This is a genomic window from Citrobacter sp. RHBSTW-01013 (genome assembly GCF_013781985.1).
Lineage (GTDB): Bacteria > Pseudomonadota > Gammaproteobacteria > Enterobacterales > Enterobacteriaceae > Citrobacter > Citrobacter braakii.
The window spans coordinates 1,549,114-1,572,935 of sequence record NZ_CP056185.1; the positions used below are offsets into that span (position 1 = coordinate 1,549,114).

General features: G+C 50.9%; 21 protein-coding genes and 6 tRNA genes. 13 read left to right on the top strand and 14 right to left on the bottom strand.

What is annotated here, in order from left to right:
* Window positions 1–42: 42 nt before the first annotated feature.
* From zipA to HV350_RS07420, 3 genes are all read left to right on the top strand, one after another.
* Window positions 43–1,041 (top strand): cell division protein ZipA, encoded by a 999-nt coding sequence (zipA, locus tag HV350_RS07410; RefSeq protein ID WP_016153923.1) that lies wholly within the window; start codon window positions 43–45, stop codon window positions 1,039–1,041.
* A 71-nt stretch (window positions 1,042–1,112) separates the two neighbouring features.
* Window positions 1,113–3,128: an NAD-dependent DNA ligase LigA gene (gene ligA, locus HV350_RS07415; RefSeq protein WP_104651182.1), complete on the top strand. Its 2,016-nt coding sequence runs from the start codon at window positions 1,113–1,115 to the stop codon at window positions 3,126–3,128.
* Between the two features lies 1 nt (window position 3,129).
* Window positions 3,130–3,348, top strand: a complete 219-nt coding sequence (locus HV350_RS07420; protein WP_019077344.1) for a DUF3820 family protein — start codon at window positions 3,130–3,132, stop codon at window positions 3,346–3,348.
* Here the strand turns inward: HV350_RS07420 and HV350_RS07425 are convergent.
* A complete protein-coding gene (locus HV350_RS07425; RefSeq protein WP_181630115.1) occupies window positions 3,345–4,343 on the bottom strand; it encodes a bile acid:sodium symporter family protein in 999 nt (332 codons plus the stop codon). The two genes, HV350_RS07420 and HV350_RS07425, sit on opposite strands and share 4 nt — an antisense overlap.
* Window positions 4,344–4,432: 89 nt before the next feature.
* Here HV350_RS07425 and HV350_RS07430 point away from each other — a divergent pair, with 89 nt between their 5' ends.
* Complete coding sequence (locus HV350_RS07430) at window positions 4,433–5,359, top strand: LysR family transcriptional regulator (RefSeq protein ID WP_016153919.1); 927 nt, start codon at window positions 4,433–4,435, stop codon at window positions 5,357–5,359.
* Between the two features lie 25 nt (window positions 5,360–5,384).
* On the opposite strand, the gene HV350_RS07435 is transcribed toward HV350_RS07430, so the two are convergent.
* Complete coding sequence (locus tag HV350_RS07435) at window positions 5,385–6,146, bottom strand: outer membrane protein OmpK (protein WP_181547806.1); 762 nt, start codon at window positions 6,144–6,146, stop codon at window positions 5,385–5,387.
* Window positions 6,147–6,402: 256 nt separating this feature from the next.
* Here HV350_RS07435 and xapA point away from each other — a divergent pair, with 256 nt between their 5' ends.
* The 4 genes from xapA to HV350_RS07455 are packed head-to-tail and all read left to right on the top strand — an operon-like array spanning window position 6,403 to window position 9,700.
* A complete protein-coding gene (gene xapA / locus HV350_RS07440) occupies window positions 6,403–7,236 on the top strand; it encodes a xanthosine phosphorylase (RefSeq protein WP_131379735.1) in 834 nt (277 codons plus the stop codon).
* 56 nt (window positions 7,237–7,292) lie between these two features.
* Window positions 7,293–8,549, top strand: coding sequence for a nucleoside permease (locus HV350_RS07445; protein WP_181630116.1), 1,257 nt, complete (start codon window positions 7,293–7,295; stop codon window positions 8,547–8,549).
* Window positions 8,550–8,605: 56 nt separating this feature from the next.
* Window positions 8,606–8,764, top strand: a complete 159-nt coding sequence (locus tag HV350_RS07450; protein ID WP_003847305.1) for a DUF1427 family protein — start codon at window positions 8,606–8,608, stop codon at window positions 8,762–8,764.
* Between the two features lie 51 nt (window positions 8,765–8,815).
* Window positions 8,816–9,700, top strand: coding sequence for a LysR family transcriptional regulator (locus HV350_RS07455; RefSeq protein ID WP_181630118.1), 885 nt, complete (start codon window positions 8,816–8,818; stop codon window positions 9,698–9,700).
* Window positions 9,701–9,795: 95 nt separating this feature from the next.
* Here the strand turns inward: HV350_RS07455 and HV350_RS07460 are convergent.
* The 4 genes from HV350_RS07460 to HV350_RS07475 form a co-directional block, all read right to left on the bottom strand.
* Window positions 9,796–9,871, bottom strand: a tRNA-Lys gene (locus tag HV350_RS07460).
* A gap of 4 nt (window positions 9,872–9,875) precedes the next feature.
* Window positions 9,876–9,951, bottom strand: a tRNA-Val gene (locus HV350_RS07465).
* 46 nt (window positions 9,952–9,997) lie between these two features.
* A tRNA-Val gene (locus HV350_RS07470) sits at window positions 9,998–10,073 on the bottom strand.
* Window positions 10,074–10,119: 46 nt separating this feature from the next.
* Window positions 10,120–10,195, bottom strand: a tRNA-Val gene (locus tag HV350_RS07475).
* A 258-nt stretch (window positions 10,196–10,453) separates the two neighbouring features.
* Here HV350_RS07475 and gltX point away from each other — a divergent pair.
* Window positions 10,454–11,869 carry a glutamate--tRNA ligase gene (gene gltX, locus HV350_RS07480; RefSeq protein ID WP_005130009.1) on the top strand — a complete coding sequence of 472 codons (1,416 nt, stop codon included), beginning with the start codon at window positions 10,454–10,456 and terminating at the stop codon, window positions 11,867–11,869.
* Window positions 11,870–11,924: 55 nt separating this feature from the next.
* Here the strand turns inward: gltX and HV350_RS07485 are convergent, their stop codons facing one another.
* Together HV350_RS07485 and HV350_RS07490 are read right to left on the bottom strand one after the other, a co-directional pair.
* The gene (locus HV350_RS07485; RefSeq protein WP_016153914.1) at window positions 11,925–12,317 is read right to left on the bottom strand and encodes a YfeC-like transcriptional regulator; all 393 of its coding nucleotides are present in this window, start codon (window positions 12,315–12,317) and stop codon (window positions 11,925–11,927) included.
* A gap of 1 nt (window position 12,318) precedes the next feature.
* Window positions 12,319–12,681 (bottom strand): YfeC-like transcriptional regulator, encoded by a 363-nt coding sequence (locus tag HV350_RS07490; RefSeq protein ID WP_016153913.1) that lies wholly within the window; start codon window positions 12,679–12,681, stop codon window positions 12,319–12,321.
* A 221-nt stretch (window positions 12,682–12,902) separates the two neighbouring features.
* On the opposite strand from HV350_RS07490, the gene HV350_RS07495 reads away from it, so the two are divergent.
* Window positions 12,903–12,978: transfer RNA gene (locus HV350_RS07495), tRNA-Ala, on the top strand.
* Window positions 12,979–13,020: 42 nt separating this feature from the next.
* A tRNA-Ala gene (locus HV350_RS07500) sits at window positions 13,021–13,096 on the top strand.
* 153 nt (window positions 13,097–13,249) lie between these two features.
* Here the strand turns inward: HV350_RS07500 and nupC are convergent.
* The gene (gene nupC / locus HV350_RS07505) at window positions 13,250–14,452 is read right to left on the bottom strand and encodes a nucleoside permease NupC (protein WP_046275534.1); all 1,203 of its coding nucleotides are present in this window, start codon (window positions 14,450–14,452) and stop codon (window positions 13,250–13,252) included.
* A gap of 344 nt (window positions 14,453–14,796) precedes the next feature.
* Between nupC and HV350_RS07510 the strand changes: the two genes are divergently transcribed.
* Both HV350_RS07510 and HV350_RS07515 read left to right on the top strand, forming a co-directional pair.
* Window positions 14,797–16,035, top strand: coding sequence for an Nramp family divalent metal transporter (locus HV350_RS07510; protein WP_016153911.1), 1,239 nt, complete (start codon window positions 14,797–14,799; stop codon window positions 16,033–16,035).
* A gap of 83 nt (window positions 16,036–16,118) precedes the next feature.
* Window positions 16,119–17,666: a hypothetical protein gene (locus HV350_RS07515; RefSeq protein ID WP_181630119.1), complete on the top strand. Its 1,548-nt coding sequence runs from the start codon at window positions 16,119–16,121 to the stop codon at window positions 17,664–17,666.
* Here the strand turns inward: HV350_RS07515 and HV350_RS07520 are convergent.
* The 5 genes from HV350_RS07520 to mgrA form a co-directional block, all read right to left on the bottom strand.
* Complete coding sequence (locus HV350_RS07520; protein ID WP_047358786.1) at window positions 17,659–18,870, bottom strand: amidohydrolase family protein; 1,212 nt, start codon at window positions 18,868–18,870, stop codon at window positions 17,659–17,661. The genes HV350_RS07515 and HV350_RS07520 overlap by 8 nt on opposite strands.
* Window positions 18,863–20,215 carry an adenylosuccinate lyase family protein gene (locus HV350_RS07525; RefSeq protein ID WP_181630121.1) on the bottom strand — a complete coding sequence of 451 codons (1,353 nt, stop codon included), beginning with the start codon at window positions 20,213–20,215 and terminating at the stop codon, window positions 18,863–18,865. The genes HV350_RS07520 and HV350_RS07525 overlap by 8 nt, the downstream gene beginning before the upstream one ends.
* 16 nt (window positions 20,216–20,231) lie before the next feature.
* Window positions 20,232–21,791 carry a PTS transporter subunit EIIC gene (locus HV350_RS07530; RefSeq protein WP_181630122.1) on the bottom strand — a complete coding sequence of 520 codons (1,560 nt, stop codon included), beginning with the start codon at window positions 21,789–21,791 and terminating at the stop codon, window positions 20,232–20,234.
* A gap of 402 nt (window positions 21,792–22,193) precedes the next feature.
* Window positions 22,194–22,523 carry a DUF2502 domain-containing protein YpeC gene (ypeC, locus tag HV350_RS07535; RefSeq protein WP_016153906.1) on the bottom strand — a complete coding sequence of 110 codons (330 nt, stop codon included), beginning with the start codon at window positions 22,521–22,523 and terminating at the stop codon, window positions 22,194–22,196.
* A gap of 128 nt (window positions 22,524–22,651) precedes the next feature.
* Window positions 22,652–23,650: an L-glyceraldehyde 3-phosphate reductase gene (gene mgrA / locus HV350_RS07540; protein WP_137380935.1), complete on the bottom strand. Its 999-nt coding sequence runs from the start codon at window positions 23,648–23,650 to the stop codon at window positions 22,652–22,654.
* Window positions 23,651–23,822: the final 172 nt, after the last annotated feature.

Sequence of the window (23,822 nt, forward strand, 5' to 3'; positions counted from 1 at the left end):
TGTTTGCCGTGGTGGCAAGGTGTTAGAACAACAGAGAATATAATGATGCAGGATTTGCGTCTGATATTAATCATTGTTGGCGCGATCGCCATAATCGCTTTACTGGTACATGGTTTTTGGACTAGCCGTAAAGAGCGGTCTTCTATATTCCGCGATCGCCCACTGAAACGCATGAAGTCTAAACGTGAAGACGAGGATTCGTTCGACGACAACGTCGAGGAAGACGAAGGCGTGGGTGAAGTTCGCGTTCATCGTGTGAATCATGCTCCCGGTAATGCGCAGGAACATGGTGTTCCTCCTCAGTCGCCGCAACACCAGTACCAGCCGCCTTATGCGTCTGCTCAGCCGCGTCAGCCTGCGCAGCAGCCTGCACAAGCGCCGGTACCGCCGCCGCATGTTCAGCAGCCGCAGCAGCCTGTACAACCGCAGCAGCCGGTGCAACATCAGCCTGTTCAGCAGCCACCTGTGCAGCAACCTGTTGCCCCGCAGGTTCAGCAACCTGCTCAGCAGGCACCGCAACCTGCGCCGCAGACCTTCCAGCCAGCAGAGCCTGTTGTTGAACATCAACCGCAGCCCGAGCCGGTAGTAGAAGAAGCGCCTGTTGCTGAAAAACCGCAGCGTAAAGAAGCGGTCATCATTATGAACGTTGCGGCTCATCATGGTAGCGAGCTCAACGGGGAAGTGCTGCTCAACAGCATTCAGCAGGCCGGTTTCAAATTTGGCGATATGAATATTTTCCATCGTCATTTGAGCCCGGATGGCAGCGGCCCGTCGCTGTTCAGCCTTGCTAATATGGTTAATCCGGGAACGTTTGACCCAGAAATGACGGGCGACTTCAGCACCCCTGGTGTGACTATTTTTATGCAGGTTCCGTCCTACGGGGACGAGCTGCAAAACTTTAAGCTGATGCTGCAGTCTGCACAGCACATTGCCGATGAAGTGGGTGGTGTGGTGCTCGACGATCAACGTCGCATGATGACGCCGCAGAAACTGCGCGAGTATCAGGACCGCATCCGCGAAGTTAAAGAATCTCGCGCCTGATTTTCCTCTGGCGTGACATTTCCTTTCTAAACCCCCGCCTGTCGGGGGTTTTTTATCATTGATGGTGCGATATGGAATCAATCGAACAACAACTGACAGAACTGCGAACCACGCTTCGCCATCATGAGTATCTCTACCATGTGATGGACGCGCCGGAAATTCCCGATGCGGAATACGATCGCCTGATGCGCGAACTGCGCGAGCTGGAAGCGCAGCATCCGGACCTTGTTACCCCCGACTCGCCAACCCAACGCGTTGGCGCAGCGCCGTTAACCGCGTTCAGCCAGATTCGCCATGAAGTGCCGATGCTGTCGCTGGATAACGTGTTTGATGAAGAGAGTTTTCTCGCTTTCAACAAGCGCGTGCAGGACAGGCTAAAGAGTACCGATAAACTGACCTGGTGCTGTGAACTGAAACTGGACGGCCTGGCGGTGAGTATCCTGTATGAAAACGGTGTGCTGGTCAGCGCTGCAACGCGCGGTGATGGCACCACGGGTGAGGATATTACCTCTAACGTGCGCACCATTCGCGCAATCCCGTTAAAACTGCGTGGCGAAAACATCCCTTCACGTCTGGAAGTGCGCGGTGAAGTGTTCCTGCCACAGGCCGGATTTGAAAAAATTAACGAAGAGGCCCGCCGCACTGGCAACAAAGTGTTTGCTAACCCGCGTAACGCAGCGGCCGGTTCATTGCGCCAACTCGATCCGCGTATCACAGCGAAGCGACCGCTTACTTTCTTCTGCTATGGCGTTGGTGTGTTGGAAGGCGGCACGCTGCCAGATACCCATCTGGGCCGCCTGCTGCAATTTAAAGAGTGGGGCCTGCCGGTAAGCGACAGAGTGGCGCTTTGCGACTCCCCGGAGGAAGTACTTGCTTACTATCACAAGGTTGAAGAAGACCGACCAACGCTGGGATTTGATATCGATGGCGTGGTGATCAAAGTCAACTCTATGGCGTTGCAGGAGCAATTGGGCTTTGTTGCCCGCGCGCCGCGCTGGGCTGTGGCCTTTAAGTTCCCGGCGCAGGAGCAGATGACTTTCGTACGCGATGTTGAGTTTCAGGTTGGACGTACCGGGGCGATTACGCCCGTCGCCCGCCTTGAGCCGGTCCAGGTTGCCGGGGTGCTGGTCAGTAACGCAACGCTGCATAACGCTGATGAAATCGAGCGTCTGGGGTTGCGTATTGGCGATAAAGTCGTCATTCGCCGTGCGGGCGATGTCATCCCGCAGGTGGTGAACGTCGTGCTTTCTGAACGCCCGGACGATACCCGCGAAATTGTGTTTCCAGCGCATTGTCCGGTTTGTAACTCTGATGTTGAACGTGTGGAAGGCGAAGCGGTCACTCGCTGCACCGGCGGTTTAATCTGTGGGGCACAGCGTAAGGAATCGCTGAAACACTTTGTTTCCCGCCGCGCGCTCGATGTTGACGGTATGGGCGACAAAATTATCGATCAACTGGTCGAGAAAGAGTATGTCCACACGCCGGCGGATCTTTTCACCCTGACCGCCGGTAAACTGACGGGGCTTGATCGTATGGGGCCGAAGTCGGCGCAAAACGTGGTCAATGCGCTGGAAAAAGCGAAAGAAACCACGTTTGCCCGTTTCCTCTATGCGCTGGGTATTCGTGAAGTCGGCGAAGCCACGGCTGCAGGTCTGGCGGCGTATTTTGGCACGCTCGACGCGCTGGAAGCCGCTTCTATTGAAGAGCTGCAAAAAGTGCCGGATGTCGGCATTGTGGTGGCGACGCACGTGTTTAATTTCTTCGCCGAAGAGAGCAACCGCGAGGTAATTGTTCAACTGCTGGCGCAGGGGATCCACTGGCCAGCGCCGGTGGTCATTAACGCTGAAGAAATCGACAGCCCCTTCGCAGGTAAAACGGTGGTGCTGACCGGGAGCCTGAGCCTGATGTCGCGCGATGACGCCAAAGCGAGACTGACCGAGTTAGGTGCAAAAGTGGCCGGTAGCGTGTCGAAGAAAACCGATCTGGTGATTGCCGGTGAAGCGGCGGGTTCGAAACTGGCAAAAGCACAGGAACTGGGTATTGCCGTGATCGATGAAGCTGAAATGATCCGCTTATTGGGTGCCTGAGATGGAAAAACAGCAGCTGGTTGACATCGCCAATACTGTGATGCCCTTTGGCAAATATAAAGGGCGTCGGTTGATTGATGTCCCGGAAGAGTATCTGCTGTGGTTTGCCCGTAAGGATGAATTCCCGCCGGGCAAGCTTGGCGAGCTGATGCAAATCACACTGCTGATTAAAACTGAGGGGCTGACGCAACTGGTGCAGCCCCTGAAACGTCCTCTTTAAGCCTTCGCGGCGCGGCTTTTCTGTTGCGCCTGCAATGCGTCCGTCTGTTGCTTGTAGCGACGCGCCAGCACGGCGCACACCATTAGCTGTATTTGATGGAAGATCATCAACGGCAGCACCATCATCCCAATCACCGAAGTTGGGAACAAAATATTTGCCATTGGGATCCCGTTCGCCAGGCTCTTTTTCGAACCGCAGAACACAATGGTGATTTCATCAGCTTTGTTAAAGCCGCATTTGCGCGCAACAAAGACATTTATGCCAATCACGATTGCCAGCAGTATGATGCTGACCACCACGATAAACAGCAGTGAACCCACCCCCACTTTGTGCCAGATCCCGTTAACGACGGCTTCACTGAAGGCGGAGTACACCACCAGCAAAATAGAGGATTGATCCGTTTTCGCGATCCATTTTTTATGTCGAGAAACCCAGTTTCCAATCCACGGACGTGAAAGGTGACCCAGCACGAACGGCAGCAGCAGCTGCAACATGATTTTTCCCACCTGCTCCAGGCTACCTTCTGCGCCGTGCATATTCATCACCAGCCCTACCAGCAGCGGCGAGAGAAAAATACCCAGCAGACTGGAGGCCGAAGCAGAACAAACGGCGGCGGCAACGTTACCGCCCGCCAGCGACGTAAAAGCGATGGCTGACTGCACAGTGGCAGGCAAAATACACAGGTACAGGAAACCGGTGTACAGCATCGGGTCAACGTTGACCTGCGCCCACCAGGCGAACAGAACGCCCAGAACCGGGAAGACAACAAACGTGCTGCACATCACCCACAGATGCAAACGCCAGTGGCTACCACCGGCAATAATGGCTTCACGCGAGAGTTTCGCTCCGTGCATAAAAAACAGCAGGGCAATGGCGGCGGTGGTTAAGCCTTCAAAGAAAGGCACAAAACTACCTTCGGCCGGGAAACAGGACGCCAGCAAAACAACGGTAATCAGTGTTATCGTGAACGGATCAAGAATACGAAAAAGTTTCATAAAGACTCCTGAAATTCGGTAGTAACATTTTGCTTTTTTCCGTTTGAGAAATAAAATTGATTTATTGCATCCATATATGAATCAAATAGATGAATTACTCTCTGCGTCAGTTGCGTATCTTTGTCACCGTCGCTCAGGCCAAAAGCTTTAGCCGGGCGGGGGATATCATCGGCTTAAGCCAGTCGGCGGTCAGCCATAGTGTCAAAGAGCTGGAAGGGCAGACAGGTGTGCGGTTATTGGACAGAACGACGCGGGAAGTGGTGCTGACGGAGGCCGGACACCAGTTGGCGGCGCGGCTGGAACGTATTCTGGATGAATTGCACAGCACGCTGCGCGAAGCCGGACAGGTAGGAACGCAGTTAACCGGCACGGTGCGGGTTGCCGCCAGCCAGACGATCTCTGCTCATCTTATTCCGCAGTGTATTGCCCAGAGTAATCAGCTTTATCCGGCTATCGATTTTGTGCTGCACGACCGGCCACAGCAGTGGGTGCTGGAGAGTATTCGCCAGGGAGAAGTGGATTTTGGCATTGTGATTGATCCCGGCGCAGTCACCGATTTGCAGTGTGAAGCCGTGCTGTCCGAACCGTTCCTGCTGCTGTGTCGCCAGGATCATCCGTTAGCCCAACGAGAGTGGGTGAACTGGCAGGATTTGTATCACGAACGCCTGGTGCTACAGGATTATGCTTCCGGTAGTCGACCGCTGATCGACGCTGCGCTGGCCCATTTTTCCATTGATGCCAATATCGTTCAGGAGATAGGCCATCCCGCCACGCTGTTTCCGATGGTTGAGGCGGGGATTGGCATCAGCGTGCTGCCCGCGCTGGCGCTCCCCTTACCGCAGGGCAGTCACTTGCAGGTTAAGCGCCTGACGCCGGTTGTTGAACGGCAACTGATGCTGGCCCGACGTAAAAACCGCTCTTTATCAACCGCTGCTCAGGCGCTGTGGGATGTGGTGCGAATGCAGGCCAGTGAATTAACCGCAGCCCGCGCCCGCGATCCGTTGTATCAGTTATGATTCTCTCCCCGGCTGGAGTAATGCGTTAAAACAAGTACTTAAGAGAATAAATAATACCGTCCTGCAGGAATGATTCACCCAGTTTATTATCAGCGTAACGATACTGAATTCCAGCGGTCAGATGCGGCGTCGCGTTCCACCAGAATGCGACAGCACCGTTGATTCCATCCCTACCGCCATTACCAGCAGCGTAGGTTGCATCGCGGTCAAATTCGTATTCGTTCCAGTTCGTCACACAGAATTTCTCACTGCCCAGCAGAAAGCTATATCCGGCCACCCAGCCCATGACATAACCATTATCCCCGGTGTAATAGGTCTGATCGGTATAACGTTTAGCAAAAAAGGGTTTAAACCAGTACCCATTGCCGGTGAAGTTATAACCTAACCCATACAGAAACATATCATCATGGAAGTTAGCGCGATTCGGTGAACCGTAAGTCCCGTAAGCATGGAGGTAGAGGTTTAATCCTGTATCACCGAGATAGATACGGTTGGTATTTTTGAAAGTATAACGCTGTTCGCTGCCGGGTTTAGCGTGACGGCCATTGTAGAAATTCTCCCAATCGAAGAAGCCGTACATTTCTCCCCAGCTAAAGTTCGCTCCGCCTTCAAGCTCCAGATACCCAAAGTCATCTTTATGGGATTTTTTACTGGTTTTTTCTGTAGTTTCTGATGTCCAGTCGAGATAATGCAGGCCGATATCGGCGAATCCACTTTTAAATTCCGCATGGGATAACGCGGGAATAATGAGTAAAGAAGAGAGTGTCAGAGTAAGGTTTTTTTTCATAGCATATTTCCCTATGCCAATAGTTATTAATGGTTTAATTAAAAATAAGTAATTTATAAAAATGAAAGCGTCATATTTTTAATATGAAGAGCAGATAACCACCAATACTTTTTTGTCTCTTCATTAATACAGAAGCGATCTAAATCTATCGATATCAAATGACTATTGATGGCACGTGAAAAGTGTATTGGTCAGTGCAGGGCGAAGGTCGTTATAAAAAAGGAGTCAAATTTAACCCGATAGAACAAGGATACTTATGTCTCACGATTTTTTTTCTCATAATCCTGAATATTGTGTTGATATTATTCGTGCACACACACCGGAGTTTACCCCGCGAGTCGCGTTTATTTTGGGTTCCGGCCTGGGGGCGCTGGCGGAGCAAATTGAAAATGCGGTCGCTATCTCTTATGAAAAACTTCCTGGTTTTCCTGTGAGCACCGTTCACGGTCATGCAGGAGAACTGGTACTCGGGCATCTGGCGGGCATTCCTGTTGCGTGTATGAAAGGGCGTGGCCATTTTTATGAAGGTCGGGGTATGACGGTTATGACCGATGCCATTCGCACTCTGAAATTACTGGGCTGTGAAGTGTTGTTCTGTACCAATGCGGCAGGATCTCTGCGTCCGGAAGTTGGTCCAGGAAGTCTGGTGGCGTTACGCGATCATATTAACACCATGCCGGGCACGCCGATGGTCGGCGCGAATGATGATCGTTTTGGCGATCGCTTCTTCTCTCTGGCAAATGCTTACGATGCAGATTACCGCGCCATTCTTCAGACCGTTGCGACTGAGGAGGGATTCCCCCTCACCGAAGGCGTATTTGTTTCTTATCCGGGACCGAACTTCGAAACTGCGGCAGAAATACGCATGATGCAGATTATTGGCGGCGATGTGGTCGGAATGTCAGTGGTGCCGGAAGTCATTACCGCTCGTCATTGTGGCCTCAGCGTGGTTGCCGTCTCTGCGATCACCAATCTGGCGGAAGGGTTAGGAGATGTAAAACTGTCCCATGCGCAAACGCTGGCTGCGGCTGAACTTTCCCGTCAGAACTTTATTAATCTGATTTGCGGCTTTTTACGCAAGCTGGCCTAAAAACACGATAGCAAAGGCTCCTTTTGGGAGCCTTATCTCACGGCAAGGAATAAAAAATGGGTATTACGTCCCGCTTAAAAATCATGTCGTTTTTGCAATATTTTATCTGGGGTAGCTGGCTGGTTACCCTGGGTTCTTACATGATTAACACTCTACACTTTACCGGTGCAAATGTGGGTATGGTATACAGCTCGAAAGGGCTGGCAGCGATTATTATGCCTGGCATTATGGGGATTATCGCTGACAAATGGCTGCGTGCCGAACGCGTTTATATGCTGTGCCACCTGGTCTGCGCTGGCGTGTTGCTGTATGCCACCACTGTTACCGATTCTGATACCATGTTCTGGGTGATGTTAGTTAACGCGATGGCCTATATGCCGACGATTGCGTTATCGAACAGTGTTTCCTATTCCTGTCTGGCGAAAGCGGGTCAGGATCCTGTGACGGCATTTCCACCCGTACGTGTTTTTGGCACGATAGGTTTTATTGTGGCCATGTGGACGGTGAGCCTGATGGGCCTGGAGCTCAGCAACGCGCAATTGTATATCGCCTCCGGTGCGTCGTTGCTGCTCGCGCTTTATGCACTGACGTTGCCGAAAATTCCTGTTGCGCAGAAAAAAGAATCTGCCACGCTTGCCAGTAAACTGGGGCTGGATGCGTTTGTGCTGTTTAAGAACCCGCGTATGGCAATCTTTTTTCTGTTTGCCATGATGCTGGGAGCTGTGCTGCAAATAACCAATGTCTTTGGTAATCCGTTCCTGCATGATTTTGCCCGTAATCCTGAGTTTGCTGACAGCTTTGTCGTGAAGTATCCCTCCATTTTGCTGTCTGTTTCTCAGATGGCGGAAGTGGGCTTTATCCTCACTATTCCATTCTTCCTTAAACGCTTTGGCATTAAAACGGTGATGCTGATGAGCATGCTGGCGTGGACGCTGCGCTTTGGCTTCTTTGCCTTCGGCGATCCTTCTCCGTTCGGTTTTGTGCTGCTGCTGATGTCGATGATCGTTTACGGTTGCGCGTTCGATTTCTTTAACATTTCCGGGTCAGTATTTGTCGAGCAGGAGGTTGACTCAAACATTCGTGCCAGCGCTCAGGGGCTGTTTATGACGATGGTTAACGGTGTTGGTGCGTGGATTGGATCAATTTTAAGTGGCATTGCTGTGGATTATTTTTCTATAGATGGCGTTAAAGACTGGCAAACCATCTGGCTGGTGTTTACCGCGTATGCGCTGGCGCTGGCTGTTGTCTTTGCATTGTTCTTTAAGTATCAGCACCAGCCAGACAAATTGTCGACCAAATCATTGGCTCATTAAATATATTTAACTGGCGAGAGGATTCTCGCCAGTTCATTTCAAAACAAGGATTTCATGTGAAAGAGATCATTCTTTCCTCAGGCATTGGGTTTGGCATTGGCGCATTATTTACTTTATGCCGAATACCTATTCCTGCACCAAATGTTTTGCCCGGGGTTTTATCTATTGTTTTTATGTATATTGGGTATCTTGTCGTTAAATCTATTTTTTACTAAGCAATGTGGTAGATTCCAGACGTTATCCTTTATTCCTGGAGTGCAGCAGAGATGGAACGAGCCCACCGAATCGATCTGAAGTTATTGCGTTATTTTCTCGCTGTTGCAGAAGAATTGCATTTTGGCCGGGCTGCTGCCCGGTTAAATATGTCACAACCTCCCTTGAGTATTCATATCAAAGAACTTGAACAGCAACTTGGCACCTTGCTGTTTATTCGCCATTCCCGCAGCGTTGCGTTAACCCATGCAGGAAAAATTCTGATGGAGGAGTCGCGTCGTTTGTTAGCCAGTGCAAATCAGGCTATGGCGAGAGTGGAGCAGATTGGTCGCGGCGAAGCGGGGCGTATTGAGCTGGGTGTGGTGGGGACTGCTCTGTGGGGAAGAATGCGTCCTGCAATGCACCACTTTTTGAAAGCAAACCCCAATGTTGAGGTACTGTTTCGCGAAAAATCTCCAGGCATGCAAATGGCGCTGTTAGAGCGTCGGGAGCTTGATGCAGGGATCTGGCGCATGGCTATTGAACCAGCCGTTGGTTTTACCAGCCTACGTCTCCATGAATCTTCATTTATGGTTGCAGTACCGGAAGATCACGTACTGGCCTCAAGGGATGCTGTTTCGCTGGCGGCGCTGCGCAACGAATATTTTGTCACGCTTCCTTCCGTACATTCCGATTGGGGCTTTTTACAACGTGTATGCCAGCAGGCGGGCTTCTCGCCAATGATAATTCGTGAAGTTGTTGAGCCCCAGACAGTACTGGCGATGATCAGTATGGGAATCGGGATAACGTTGATGGCTGATGGTTATGCGCAAATGAACTGGCCCGGCGTGGTGTTCCGGCCGTTAGAGGAACGGATTCCGGCGGATTTGTATATTGTCTATGACCAACAACAGGCCGCGCCAGCGTTAACGAAGCTGATTGATGCGTTGGTGGGGTAATAAGCATCGCAGGATGTGCAGCGCATCAGGAAAGCTGGTTCTGATCTTGTGAATCGCAGATAGCAAAAAGGCGCCTTTAGGGCGCCTTCTTACATTGGTGGGTCGTGCAGGATTCGAACCTGCGACCAATTGATTAAAAGTCAACTGCTCTACCAACTGAGCTAACGACCCGAAGTGGTGGGTGATGACGGGATCGAACCGCCGACCCCCTCCTTGTAAGGGAGGTGCTCTCCCAGCTGAGCTAATCACCCACTTCGGTACTTCACATTTTAACAAGAAATCCAGCTGGCGAGAAAGTGGTGGGTGATGAAGGGATCGAACCGCCGACCCCCTCCTTGTAAGGGAGGTGCTCTCCCAGCTGAGCTAATCACCCACTTCTCAATTTCTTGTTTTACACGGCGGAGACTACATAAAGTAGTTGGTGGGTGATGACGGGTTCGAACCGCCGACCCCCTCCTTGTAAGGGAGGTGCTCTCCCAGCTGAGCTAATCACCCCCGCTGTGTGGAGTCGCATTATAGGGAGAGTTGAAAATGAGTCAACGCATTTTCTAAAGAAATTGTTCGTTCGTCGTAAATTTAAACAAAACGATCGCAAAACAGTCCGTGCGGCATGATTTGTATACGAAAATGGCAAAGCGTAATGTTCCAACCTGAACAACATTGAGGAATCAGACCACGGTGATAGAATACGAGCCTGATAATCTTCCCTGGATTTGCCGGTTGTCGGCATCTTTATAAACGTAAGGCCATTTCATGAAAATCAAAACTCGCTTCGCGCCAAGCCCGACAGGCTACCTGCACGTCGGCGGTGCGCGTACTGCTCTTTATTCCTGGCTTTTTGCACGCAACCATGGCGGTGAGTTTGTGCTGCGTATTGAAGACACCGATCTCGAACGCTCCACTCCGGAAGCTATTGAAGCCATTATGGATGGCATGAACTGGCTGAATCTGGAATGGGATGAAGGCCCGTACTTCCAGACCAAACGTTTTGATCGCTACAACGCGGTGATTGATGAAATGCTGGAAGCAGGCACCGCATATAAATGCTACTGCTCTAAAGAGCGTCTGGACGCGCTGCGAGAAGAGCAGATGGCGAACGGTGAGAAGCCGCGTTACGACGGCCGCTGCCGCCACGGCCACGAGCATCATGCCGCTGATGAACCTTGCGTGGTACGTTTTGCCAACCCGCAGGACGGTTCCGTTATTTTTGACGACCAGATCCGTGGGCCGATCGAATTCAGCAACCAGGAGCTGGATGATTTGATCATTCGCCGTACCGACGGTTCCCCGACCTACAACTTCTGCGTTGTTGTCGACGACTGGGATATGGAAATCACCCACGTTATTCGTGGTGAAGACCATATCAACAACACTCCGCGTCAGATCAATATCCTGAAAGCGCTGAACGCGCCGGTGCCAGTGTACGCACACGTTTCAATGATCAACGGTGACGATGGTAAAAAACTCTCCAAACGTCACGGTGCGGTCAGCGTTATGCAATACCGCGACGACGGTTACCTGCCGGAAGCGCTGCTGAACTATCTGGTGCGTCTGGGTTGGTCCAGTGGCGATCAGGAAATTTTCACCCGTGAAGAGATGATCAAACTGTTCTCCCTCGGTGCGGTGAGCAAGTCTGCGAGTGCGTTTAACACTGAAAAACTGCAGTGGCTGAACCATCACTATATTAATGCGCTGGCGCCGGAATATGTAGCAACCCATCTGCAATGGCACATTGAGCAGGAAAATATCGATACCCGCGTAGGCCCGCAGCTGTCAGAGCTGGTTAAACTGCTCGGTGAGCGCTGCAAAACGCTGAAAGAGATGGCGCAGAGCTGCCGCTACTTCTACGAAGACTTTGCCGAGTTCGACGCTGATGCAGCGAAGAAACACCTGCGTCCGGTTGCGCGTCAGCCGCTGGAAGTGGTTCGTGACAAGCTGGCTGCGATTAGCGAGTGGACGGCAGAAAATGTGCACCATGCGATTCAGGCAACGGCTGATGAGCTGGAAGTTGGTATGGGTAAAGTCGGGATGCCGCTGCGCGTAGCCGTTACCGGCGCGGGTCAATCCCCGGCGTTAGACGTTACGGTGCATGCGATTGGTAAATCCCGCAGCATTGAGCGTATTAATAAAGCGCTGGCGTTTATTGCTGAGCGTGAAAGCCAGCAATAAGACTGATTGACCGATGAAATAACGGCAGGAGCGTATCCTGCCGTTTTTTTGCCTGTTATTCAGACTCATCAATACCCAAACGAGTAAGAAAAGTGCGAATACCTTCGCGCGAAATATACATCGCCAGCTTTTCTTGTTCCGTTGGGGACATGTTGTCCAGTGCGCTAATTATCTGGCGGCACGCGTGGCTGCGTACTACGTGGGTGTATTCTGCCAGCGGTTCTTCAGCCTGATAAACTTCAGGAACTTTGCGAAAAGCGGGAATATTGAGCAGAAACGCGCGGACGCTGGAGTCAATATGAATCAGTCTGGCACGACCACCTTTAACGCCGGGAAACTTTTCGGTAGTCCAGTTTTGTTCTCTGATCCAACGATTGACGGTTTGTTTGGCAACCCCGAGACATTCCGCCAGCTCTTCGGTCGTCATTTTGCTGCGTAATTTTTTCATATTATTTGTTTTCGCGGATCCCTAAACGCTGTAATAAACCCGTAATGCCTTCACGCAGGATCAGTGAGGTAAACATTTTCTGTTCTGTCGGCGTCATTTCTTTAGCGAGCCTAATCAGCAGCGCTTCAACAGAGGTATCGCCGGATAACGATAAGTTATCTGATAAACCTTCGGCTGAACGCTCAGCGCTGCGAATGTATTCACGAACTTGTTCGGTGACGTGAACCAGCCGGGCTTTACCGCCCTGAACGCCTGGTTTTGGTGATGTCGCCCAACCTTCTTTGCGTACCCATTTATTGATGGTCTGTCGGCTGTATCCGGTCAGATTAGCAAGTTCTTCTGGCGTCATCCGTTCCTTGAACATAACGATTCCCTGAATAGTCGTGGGGTTAATTAGTGGTTCATTTTATAGCACCATTTTAGTAGAAACCGTGACGCGTTTAACTACTGAATGCGAGTTGTTACGCAATGTTCTTCATTTGACTGCTTTTTCAGCGATTGAATTCTATGAGTTAATTTTGCCGTTGACACACGCGAAGGGAATTCATATGATGCCGCCCGTCAACTCGACAAGCTTTACGTAATGGGGCTATAGCTCAGCTGGGAGAGCGCTTGCATGGCATGCAAGAGGTCAGCGGTTCGATCCCGCTTAGCTCCACCAAATTTAATCCCAATGAATTTGGTACGTACGTAAAAGCATCGTGGGGCTATAGCTCAGCTGGGAGAGCGCTTGCATGGCATGCAAGAGGTCAGCGGTTCGATCCCGCTTAGCTCCACCAAAATTTAAACCCTCGCTGAAAAGCGGGGGTTTTTTGTTTCTGCATCCTGCCAGTTCTTACTCTTTATCTCTTTGGTTTGCTGAATCGCAGGCATAAAAAAACCGGGGAGAATATGAATCTCCCCGGCCTTATCACTGCGACGCTGTCTTACGCTTACAGCACCAGTGCGGCGATAGATGCGGACAGTACGCTCACCAGCGTAGAGCCGTACACCAGCTTCAGACCAAAGCGAGAAACCACGTTACCTTGCTCTTCGTTCAGGCCTTTAATCGCACCGGCGATAATACCGATGGAAGAGAAGTTAGCGAAGGAAACCAGGAACACGGACAGGATGCCTTCTGCGCGCGGGGAGAGCGTATCGGCGATTTTCTGCAGATCCATCATCGCAACGAATTCGTTGGAAACCAGTTTAGTTGCCATGATACTGCCCACCTGCAGCGCTTCGCTGGACGGCACACCCATTACCCATGCAACTGGGTAGAAGATGTAACCCAGGATGCCCTGGAAAGAGATGCTGTAGCCAAACCAACCGGTCACGGTGGCGAACAGGGCGTTCAGGGCAGCGATCAGTGCGATGAAACCAATCAGCATCGCCGCAACGATAATTGCCACTTTGAAACCAGCCAGAATGTATTCACCCAGCATTTCGAAGAAACTCTGGCCTTCGTGCAGGTTAGACATCTGGATATTTTCTTCGCTGGCATCAACGCGGTAAGGGTTGATCAGCGACAGCACGATAAAGGTGCTGAACATGTTCAGAACCAGCGCCGCAACCACGTACTTCGGTTCCAGCATGGTCATGTACGCGCCGACGATAGACATGGAAACGGTCGACATCGCCGTTGCTGCCATGGTGTACATACGGTTGCGAGACATTTTGCCGAGAATATCTTTATAGGCGATAAAGTTCTCAGACTGACCCAGGATCAGAGAGCTGACGGCGTTGAAGGATTCCAGTTTGCCCATACCGTTTACTTTGGATAACAGGAAACCAATCGCGCGGATGATTACCGGCAGTACGCGGATATGCTGCAAAATACCGATCAGGGCGGAGATGAAGACGATCGGGCAAAGCACTTTCAGGAAGAAGAATGCCAGGCCTTTATCGTTCATGCTACCGAAGACAAAGTTAGTCCCTTCATTAGCAAACCCGAGCAGTTTCTCAAACATCTCGGAGAAGCCTCTCACGAAGCCCAGACCGACATCAGAGTTCAGGAAGAACCATGCCAGTAACACTTCGATAACAAGCAATTGAATAACATAACGAATGCGGATTTTTTTACGGTCACTGCTTACCAGCAGTGCGAGTACCGCAACCACGGCAAGGGCCAGGACAAAATGAAGAACGCGGTCCATATTTGCTCCAAATATGAGGCAGGTTTAGTTTTCGTGCACATTCTATGTAACAACCATAAAGAAAACGAGATCAAACACACACTATAATAAGGACCTGTGACGAGATTCAAAATTAGTGATCGGTGATACACTTCCGTTATGTTTAGTATGGAAGTGAAAAGTTATGTCATTGTGCTATTCTCATAACAATAATTAAACATCTCGCCGGTATTTCCAGAATCCTTATCGATCCATAGACAAACGCTATCAGAGAAATCAACGTCACCCATTAAAATGAATTTGATAATCATTCTCAGTAGGCGTAGCTTGAAACATAGCAAAGGCTATGTTTCTGAGGCACTAAAATGACTAACGATCGCGTTGAGAGTAGCAGTGGGCGGGCAGCGCGCAAGTTGAAGCTCGCATTAATGGGACCTGCGTTCATCGCGGCGATCGGCTATATCGATCCGGGTAACTTCGCCACCAATATCCAGGCAGGGGCCAGCTTTGGTTATCAATTGCTGTGGGTGGTGGTCTGGGCAAACCTGATGGCGATGCTGATTCAGGTGCTGTCGGCAAAACTCGGCATTGCTACGGGTAAAAACCTGGCGGAGCAAATTCGCGATCATTATCCTCGCCCGGTGGTGTGGTTCTACTGGGTGCAGGCAGAAATTATCGCTATGGCAACAGACCTTGCTGAATTTATTGGCGCTGCGATTGGCTTCAAACTGATCCTCGGCGTCTCCTTATTGCAAGGGGCCGTACTCACCGGTATCGCGACGTTCTTAATTCTGATGCTGCAGCGTCGCGGTCAAAAACCGTTGGAAAAGGTGATTGGCGGCCTGCTGCTGTTTGTGGCCGCGGCTTACATTGTGGAGCTGGTTTTTTCCCAACCGAACTTCGCGCAGCTTAGTAAGGGAATGGTGATCCCAAGCCTGCCTAATTCCGAAGCGGTGTTCCTGGCCGCTGGGGTGCTCGGTGCGACTATCATGCCGCACGTCATTTATCTGCACTCTTCCTTAACTCAGCATTTGCACGGCGGAACACGCCAACAGCGCTATGCGGCCACTAAATGGGATGTGGCTATCGCCATGACGATTGCCGGATTTGTCAATCTGGCGATGATGGCGACGGCTGCCGCCGCATTTCATTTTAGCGGGCATACCGGTATTGCCGATCTCGATCAGGCGTATCTGACCCTTGAACCGTTGTTGAGTCACGCTGCAGCGACGGTGTTTGGTTTAAGCCTGGTGGCTGCGGGACTCTCTTCTACCGTGGTCGGTACGCTGGCGGGGCAGGTGGTGATGCAAGGGTTTATCCGTTTTCACATTCCGCTATGGGTACGCCGTACCGTCACCATGATGCCATCATTTATTGTGATTCTGATGGGATTGGATCCGACCCGTATTCTGGTGATGAGTCAGGTGTTGCTCAGTTTTGGTATCGCGCTGGCGCTGGTGCCGCTGCTGATCTTCACCAGCGACAGTAAGCTGATGGGGGATCTGGTCAATCGTCGTTGCGTTAAACAGATTGGCTGGGTCATTGTGATACTGGTCGTGGCGCTCAATCTCTGGCTACTGGCAGGCACGGCGATGGGGCTATAATCAACCGTGACTCGCGACGGGTCACGGTTTTATTTGAGCTTTTCCTCTATTATGTGCCCTGCATAATTAACTGGCAGGCGTTCATGAATCATTTTGATCTCTCTTTCCTGAAATATCTCCAGGACAACAGTCCGCTCCCCGTTGAAGAGGCTGTCGAGCGTTTCGGTAAAACGCTCTCCACGCTAAAACGGACAATGAAAGAGCTCAATGAACTTCTGCCAGAAAATGTCCAGCTACATCAGGATAATCAGTTTATTACCACCCGGATTGGCTACAGCGAATACCGACAGTTTTTAGCGCGCGTCCAGTTTAATCGCTATATCACTACGGCAGAAGAGAGGGTGAAGGATCTCTTTGTGGCGCTCTGTTTGCACGATGTGGTGAATAAAAATGATTATTACAAAAAATTTTATGTCAGTGCGGGAACGGTGAAAAATGATAATCCCGTCATGATGAGCCTGGTGCAGGAACGCGATCTGATTGTGCAAAGTATCCCGCGTAAGGGCTCCCGGCTTGCGGGGGATGAGTTCCAGCTGCGGCTGGCGGCGTGCATGACGATACTAAAAACGGTCGAAATTGGTGAGGATCACCGACTTATCGCCCACCAGGCCAATGAGCCGACAGGCCGTTCAATTGCCGAACAGTTTCTTCATGAGTGTGCTGCAGAGATAAACCAGGCGGCAGACTATTACGAAGATAAAATCAGTCCGGTCATCGCCCTGGGATATAACGGCAGGAAATACTTACTGGTCTATCTTAGCCTTGCCCTGCACCGTATCCGCAGGGGACACAGAATTACGGAGAGTTCGGCGGCTGAGTTTTTGACGACCTTTCCTTATGGCGTATTGCCTGATGCGGATGAAAATATCTGTCTGGATCTGCTGATTGCTTCACTGACGTTTACTCATCGCCCCTTCACATTATACGACGCCCGGCTGGTCTCTTACGTTAAGCGCACCTGTCACGCTTTAGCCGGATGTCTGGAGAACACCATTCACAATCAGCACGCCTGGTTTGCGGAGATTTATAATTTTATCTATGCCGCCATCATCCAGAATAAATTTCATCTCTGGTTCGATGATAAAAAGCTCCATGATGTCCAGCGACGCTATCCTGAGCTATGGGATCATGTCCAGTATGCGGTGAAGGAGATTGAACATCACTGGCAAACGACCTTTTCTGCTATTCACCTGGCAACCCTGGTGCTGATTATCAAAAAGTATGCGCTCAAAAATCGGGTTGTTGGCGATAAGAAAAAGCGGGTCATTATTGTGACGAACTCGTCAGAGAGTAAGGTCGGCTATTTTAAAGAGATGCTTTTCTCCCGCTTCCATATTGAAATCCCCGCCTGCATCAACATCAATGAGATTGCGCGGCTTCAGCAGCTCGAATTCGACCTGCTGATTACCTTTACAAACAAGATATCGAGTCATCTCCGCTACGCCGGGCTGGATTATGTCAAAGTGAATTTCTGGCTCACGCAGGACGATCTCCTGTTATTACGCGAAAATGGACTTCCCTCCGCGCGCAAAAAAATACCTGCTGAGGACTTTATTCAGCAGGTTCAGGGAATGAGCCAGGAGGCGTTAAAAATTTTTCTTGATACGCATTACAGTGATATTTTTATTTAGCCAGAGGTTGCGAAACGCCGCGACACCAGACGGCTTCCAGGTTTAACTCTGCACCCAACACGAGAATATCGGCATCTTTTCCTGACGTCAGGCTGCCTTTTCTCGCGTCAACACCCGCCAGGATTGCCGGATTAAGGCAGGCAATCTGCGCGGCTGAAACCCAGCCTTTTTCCAGCCTGTCGACCACATTTTTCACGGAGTCCAGAAAGCTCATCTCCAGTTTGCACACTTCGGACCACTCCGTGGGTGAAACCGTTCGGGTCTTTCCGCTGTGGTCGGTGATTTCAAGACAATGATTGTGAATGCGAAACGTCTCCTGGCGCAGGTAATGGTGGAATTCTGATCCTTCGGGAAAATCTACATATCCCAGACAATCGCTGACCATGACCAACCGGCGATCTTTTTTCAACCGATAGAGAATGTCGAACACTTCTGGTCGCAACGTAATCCCGCTCTGCTTTGCCACCTCGGCATACGTATTCTGATGGTACATCAGCGCCCCCACCACGCCAGGCTCCCGGTGATGCAGCCCGCGCATGGCGCTAAAGGCATGGGTAAAGTGGGTTAAACCGGCTTCAATGGCGAGGGTGGTTTCATCAAAGGTGGCGTCGGTATGACCGGCTGACACGGTGACGCCTGACTGGCGTAAATAGCGGATTAGCGCCAGGGCGCCCGGCAGTTCAGGTGCGAGCGTCATCAGACGGATATTTCCCCTCGCGGCGTGCTGATAGCGTTTGAATCCTTCGATACCGGGTGGTTGAATCGCGTCCTTGCTCTGCATTCCGCTGTATGCAGGGTTAATAAAGGGGCCTTCCATATGAATACCCACCGCTTCGGCACCATCTTCCGCTTTTGCGTCTGCAATCCAGTCTGCGGCGGTGGAAAGACTCTCCAGCAAGAACGTTTCCGGCTGGGTGGCTGACGTTGCAAGCCACGCGGTAACCCCGGCGTTAACCAGATCCCGGCTCATCGCCTGCAAAGAACGGCGTTCACCTCTCCAGGCAAACGACCCTCTCCCCCAGCCGTGAACGTGAATATCCACAAAACCGGGCATCAGCATGGCATGGCGATAATCGACGATTTTTCCTCGCGGTGTACTGTCGAGGCCAGAAATACGTCCGCTTTCAATATGCAGATAGCCGCTTTCGATTCCATTCGGGGTGACAATGCGTTCACTTGCCAGAGAAAGCAGGGGATCAGCCATTGTCTTTCTCCCATACGCGAACGGCCGTTTCCTCGGCGATTTCTGCGCAAAGGCCGATGTAGTGAGCAGGATCCAGCAGCGTATTAATTTCTGAGTCGCTAAAGTGCTGGCGAATAAGAGGGTCATCACGCAGCACATCAGCGTAGGGGATGCCTTCATGCGTGCTGCGCATTGCCAGTTGGTAGACGCGTTCATGTGCGGCATCTTTGCCCAGCCTTTCCACCAGCTGCATCATGATTTTTTCGCTATTAATAAGACCATGCGTTAACTGCACATTCTGGCGCATACGCCCAGGATTGATGACCAGCGTTCGCGTCAACTCTTCGGCTCGCATCACAATCTCAGCCATTAGCTCCATACTCTCCTGGATATTACCGTCAAAGATAAAGTAAGCGGAGCTGTCTGCTTCGAAGGGACGTGGGCTGACATACAGGCAGGAGGTCATTACTGAGTACAATTTCTGCGCGTTGGCGATGATCCCCTTCGCCAGTTTAGGATTCACTTTTTGCGGCATGGTGCTGCTGCCAACGGTGCCTTTAGTGAAGGCTTCTGAAACTTCGGCAAACTCTTCACTTGAGGTCTGATAAACCTCTTCGGCTATTTTGTGTAACGTCGTCGCCAGCAGGCACAAATTACTGATGTATTCAGTGCGGTAAATGCGCGAGTTGCGGGAGGGAATCGCCATTGAATGCATTCCCAGCTTTTGGGCAACGCTATCCTGAACCTGGCGGCCGGTTTCACCGGTCGCGTGGAAGGCGCCCACGGCTCCCCCCATCATCACGGTAAAGACGCGTTTTTCCGCTTCCCGCATGCGCTGCTGGGCGCTCAGTAACTCATCAATCCACACGGCGGCTTTATAGCCCCAGGTGATGGGCAGCGCGTGCTTACCGTGGGTACGTCCGGCCATAATCGTTGCTTTATGGTCAGATGCCATCTTTGCCAGGTTACGCAGAATATCGTCCACAAAACCCTGCATGATGGTATCGAACTGCTTTGCCAGATAAAGCTGTGCTGTTTGCTGAATATTCTGCGTGGTGACGCCGTAATGCACGTATTTTCCGCTTTCACTGTCACAGGCTTTGACCAGCACTTTGATGACCGGAACGAAGCCGTGACCAATCTCGCGCAGCAGGCGTTCCATTTCCGTCAGGTCAATCTTATCCACGTGGCAGTTAGCGGTAATATTGACTGCGGCGCTGGCGGGGATCATGCCGTGTCCGGCCTGTGCCTGAGCCAGGGCGGCTTCAACATCGAGCCATGACTGTACCCGCGCTGGCTGTGCGAGCAGAGATTTCATTCCTCGATCGTCGATCGTTTTGCTTTTTGAATCATACAGTGCACGCATTACTATCTCCTTGAATTTATTTCGCACCGACGAGGCGGTCGTCTACCGCGTTACGGACAAATTCTACGTGTGGGCCGAATACCACATGAACATGGTTGCTGGAGGGGATAAAGGTTCCCAGCGAGCCAGATTCTTTAAGAATGGCCATGTCCATTTTTTTCTGATCTTTCAAATCAATACGTAACCGTGAAACGCAGTTTTCAACGCGCTTGATATTGTCTGTCCCGCCCAGCCCCTGAATCACCAGTTCGGCGACTTTGTCGTACTCTTTATTGTTCAGTAAGGTGCTGTCAGCGATTTCACTCTCGCGGCCTGGGGTCTTAATATCAAATTTACCGATCGCGAAGCGGAAGACGAAATAGAAGACAACAAAGTTAATCACGCCGAGGATAATTAAATTAATCCATTGGGTGTGTTCATACATCAAACCGAAAATACCAAAATCAAAAATGGTGCCGCGAATATAGCCGATGGAGACTTCCAGTAATTGCAGTGGAATGGTCAATAAGCCACAGAGTACCGCATAGACAATAAAGAGTTTTGGCGCGATAAACAGGAAGGAGAACTCCAGCGGTTCGGTAATATTCCCCAGCATGGCGGTCAGCACCACGGTCAGGATCATCCCTTTGGCAAATTTCTTATTCTTGAAATAGGCCATGTGGTACATCGCCAGACCAATCGCCGGAACGCGGAACAGCGTCGTGAGCATTTGTGATGAGGCAAGATAGCTGGTGAGCGTCGGCATATACTCTTTCCAGGCCGGATGGGTGGGACCAAGCTCAAACAGGATTTTATTGATAGCGGGCAAAATACCGACATAGGTCTGCCCGTCAATCAGGTACGTACCGCCTGCCGCGGTGAAACGCACGGTGGAACTGAGGACGTGGTGCAAGCCAAACGGGATCAGTAGGCGATTGAGCGTCATATAGATACCTGCACCAATGTTGGGTGCCATCATTATTGTTGATATGGAGCGCATACCTGCGGTAAACAGATCCCAGATAAAAGGAATGATCAAGCCGACGGGAATGGAAAAAGCAATGGCTAAGATCGCGACGGATTTTTTACCGCTGAAAAAGGCGAAAGCGAGAGGTAATTGCAGCCGGTAAAAACGGTCGGTTATTTTAGCTGCCAGCAGCCCGGCAATAATACCGCCCAGCGCTTCGATTTTCAGCGTCTGAATACCTAATACCATTCCCTGTCCGACGAAAGCCATATCCTCTTTCGCCAGCGTACCCGCCAGCTTAAGATGCACATGCATGGCGATAAGCAGAGTCAGGTAAGCCACGACGGACGCAAATACAGCAATCCCTTTTTCTTTTTTAGACATACCGTAGGCGACACCCATCGCGAACAGTAAAGGAATATTATTAAAAACGACGCTGCTGATTAATCCCAGAGAAGAGAGAATTGCTCTGAAAATTTCATTGCCCAGAAAGGGGAGTTTATCAATCATATAGCTCTGCCCTAACGCAGCGCTAATTCCCATGACCATCCCCACAGGCGCCAGTACGGCGATCGGTAATAATAGCGATCGACCGAATGTCTGAATTTCATTCTTAAAATTAGCATTCATAAGTTAATCCTGACGTGAATTCTCTTGAGGATAAGATACGTTCAGGAGATTTTTGCTCAAGGGCAAATAGTGAAAAATAAAAAGCGCAGGATTTGACCATAAAAAAGCAGCCTGCAGGCTAATGCTGGTCACTTAAGGATTGATTAGCCGCAAAGGTATTTTTTATTAAAGCGAAACGGATTGAACTGAAAGTCAGCGTACTGAAGCGATCCGAAGGAAGACGACATAAGGCGAATGGATCACGAAGTGACGATTTTTCCTGCCGGAAGCCTGGGTGGCAAGGGAGACGGTGAGCCTCCCTTGCCCGTTACGGGAATGAGGGTTTCAGAGAAACAATGAACATACGGTGAACGGAACCCTTTGCCATTGTTAAAAATTCTCTGTTACCACAGGTTCCTTTTCTTAATGACGATGCCCGTGACCGCCGCGCCCACGACCGCGATGGTCGTCACGGTCATTCCAGCCTTCTCGGTAGCCGCGTTCATAAGCTTTGCGTTTATCCCAGCCACGATGGTAGCCGTTGTCATGACGCCACCAGCGATTTTTGCGCCACTCATAGTTATGGTGCCAGTAATCCCGGTCGCGCCAGCGGCCGCCATCCCAGTAGTTACCGTAATTATCGCGATCGCCAATTTGCAATTTTATTGATGGCAGCAGGGTGATTTCGCCAGCGTTCGCGGCCAGCGGTGTAAAAGCCATTAAGACTGCCGCCAGAATCAGTGACCTGAACATGTTTTCTCTCCTTCACGATCGAGCCGTAGCCGGCCTGTTAACGTAATATTACGGGGCAGTAAAGCCCCGTTTCATCGCCACAACTCTTAAATCGCAAGTGAGAGCACTTTTTGTTAATAAATGTGTCTTTATTTCAACCGACTCAGAATGGCATCAATCTCCGCGCACTCTTCAGGCGTAAAGTGACGGTTTGCCAGCATGCCGACGGCATCTTCAATTTGCGCCGGTTTACTGGCACCAATCAGCACAGACGTGACCTTGTCTTCCCGGAGAACCCACGCGAGCGCCATCTGAGACAGCTTTTGTCCCCGTCGCTCTGCCAGTGCGTTCAGCGCTCGAACTTTTTCCAGTTTTTGTGGGGTGATCTGGTCCGGATTCAGAAAACGGCTGGTGCTTGCGGCGCGAGAATCCGCAGGAATACCGTTCAGATAGCGGTCGGTTAACTGCCCGCCAGCCAGCGGTGAGAAGGCGATACTACCGACGCCTTTTTCCTGTAAAAGCGACAGCAGGCTCTCTTCGACCCAACGCTCAAACATAGAATATTTGGGCTGATGAATAAGGCATGGCGTACCTAAATCGTCGAGTATTTCAATCGCTTGTCTGGCAAGTTCAGCCGGATAGTTAGATAGGCCTACGTACAGCGCTTTGCCCTGACGGACGATATGATCCAGCGCGCGCATGGTTTCTCTGAGCGGTGTTTCAGGGGCGGGGCGATGGTGGTAGAAGATATCGACATACTCCAGCCCCAGACGCTTCAGGCTTTGATCGAGGCTGGCAATCAGGTATTTGCGTGAGCCCCAGTCCCCGTAAGGGCCTTCCCACATGGTGTAACCCGCTTTGGTGGAGATGATCAGCTCATCTCGCCACGGTAAAAAATCTTCCTGCAGGATGCGACCAAAATTTCGCTCCGCTGAACCCGGCGGTGGACCATAGTTATTCGCCAGATCAAAATGGGTGATCCCCAGATCGAATGCACGCTGTAACAGCGCCCGACTGTTCTCGACCTGCGTGGTATCACCAAAATTGTGCCACAACCCCAGTGATACAATCGGGAGCTTGAGGCCGCTCTGACCGCAGCGGCGGTACTCCATTGTCTGATAACGATTTTCAGCAGCCTGATAAGCCATATAGCCTCCTGTCAGATAAGGTGTGACTTTGAGTGTATACGTTTACACAAGGCCAGCTGCAATTAAATTTAGGGATGAAAACTGTACATCTTGCTTTCCACCCCCTTCACAGCGACTTTCCTGGACAGTCATCACAGTTCTTCGATACTCAACATGAGGTTACCGTCAGAAG

What these genes read in the sequence shown, in the direction of transcription:
- zipA (WP_016153923.1), top strand. Translation starts at nt 43, where the DNA reads ATGATGCAGGATTTGCGTCTGATATTAATCATTGTTGGCGCGATCGCC.
- ligA (WP_104651182.1), top strand. Translation starts at nt 1,113, where the DNA reads ATGGAATCAATCGAACAACAACTGACAGAACTGCGAACCACGCTTCGC.
- HV350_RS07420 (WP_019077344.1), top strand. Translation starts at nt 3,130, where the DNA reads ATGGAAAAACAGCAGCTGGTTGACATCGCCAATACTGTGATGCCCTTT.
- HV350_RS07425 (WP_181630115.1), bottom strand. Translation starts at nt 4,343, where the DNA reads ATGAAACTTTTTCGTATTCTTGATCCGTTCACGATAACACTGATTACC.
- HV350_RS07430 (WP_016153919.1), top strand. Translation starts at nt 4,433, where the DNA reads ATGAATTACTCTCTGCGTCAGTTGCGTATCTTTGTCACCGTCGCTCAG.
- HV350_RS07435 (WP_181547806.1), bottom strand. Translation starts at nt 6,146, where the DNA reads ATGAAAAAAAACCTTACTCTGACACTCTCTTCTTTACTCATTATTCCC.
- xapA (WP_131379735.1), top strand. Translation starts at nt 6,403, where the DNA reads ATGTCTCACGATTTTTTTTCTCATAATCCTGAATATTGTGTTGATATT.
- HV350_RS07445 (WP_181630116.1), top strand. Translation starts at nt 7,293, where the DNA reads ATGGGTATTACGTCCCGCTTAAAAATCATGTCGTTTTTGCAATATTTT.
- HV350_RS07455 (WP_181630118.1), top strand. Translation starts at nt 8,816, where the DNA reads ATGGAACGAGCCCACCGAATCGATCTGAAGTTATTGCGTTATTTTCTC.
- gltX (WP_005130009.1), top strand. Translation starts at nt 10,454, where the DNA reads ATGAAAATCAAAACTCGCTTCGCGCCAAGCCCGACAGGCTACCTGCAC.
- HV350_RS07485 (WP_016153914.1), bottom strand. Translation starts at nt 12,317, where the DNA reads ATGAAAAAATTACGCAGCAAAATGACGACCGAAGAGCTGGCGGAATGT.
- HV350_RS07490 (WP_016153913.1), bottom strand. Translation starts at nt 12,681, where the DNA reads ATGTTCAAGGAACGGATGACGCCAGAAGAACTTGCTAATCTGACCGGA.
- nupC (WP_046275534.1), bottom strand. Translation starts at nt 14,452, where the DNA reads ATGGACCGCGTTCTTCATTTTGTCCTGGCCCTTGCCGTGGTTGCGGTA.
- HV350_RS07510 (WP_016153911.1), top strand. Translation starts at nt 14,797, where the DNA reads ATGACTAACGATCGCGTTGAGAGTAGCAGTGGGCGGGCAGCGCGCAAG.
- HV350_RS07515 (WP_181630119.1), top strand. Translation starts at nt 16,119, where the DNA reads ATGAATCATTTTGATCTCTCTTTCCTGAAATATCTCCAGGACAACAGT.
- HV350_RS07520 (WP_047358786.1), bottom strand. Translation starts at nt 18,870, where the DNA reads ATGGCTGATCCCCTGCTTTCTCTGGCAAGTGAACGCATTGTCACCCCG.
- HV350_RS07525 (WP_181630121.1), bottom strand. Translation starts at nt 20,215, where the DNA reads ATGCGTGCACTGTATGATTCAAAAAGCAAAACGATCGACGATCGAGGA.
- HV350_RS07530 (WP_181630122.1), bottom strand. Translation starts at nt 21,791, where the DNA reads ATGAATGCTAATTTTAAGAATGAAATTCAGACATTCGGTCGATCGCTA.
- ypeC (WP_016153906.1), bottom strand. Translation starts at nt 22,523, where the DNA reads ATGTTCAGGTCACTGATTCTGGCGGCAGTCTTAATGGCTTTTACACCG.
- mgrA (WP_137380935.1), bottom strand. Translation starts at nt 23,650, where the DNA reads ATGGCTTATCAGGCTGCTGAAAATCGTTATCAGACAATGGAGTACCGC.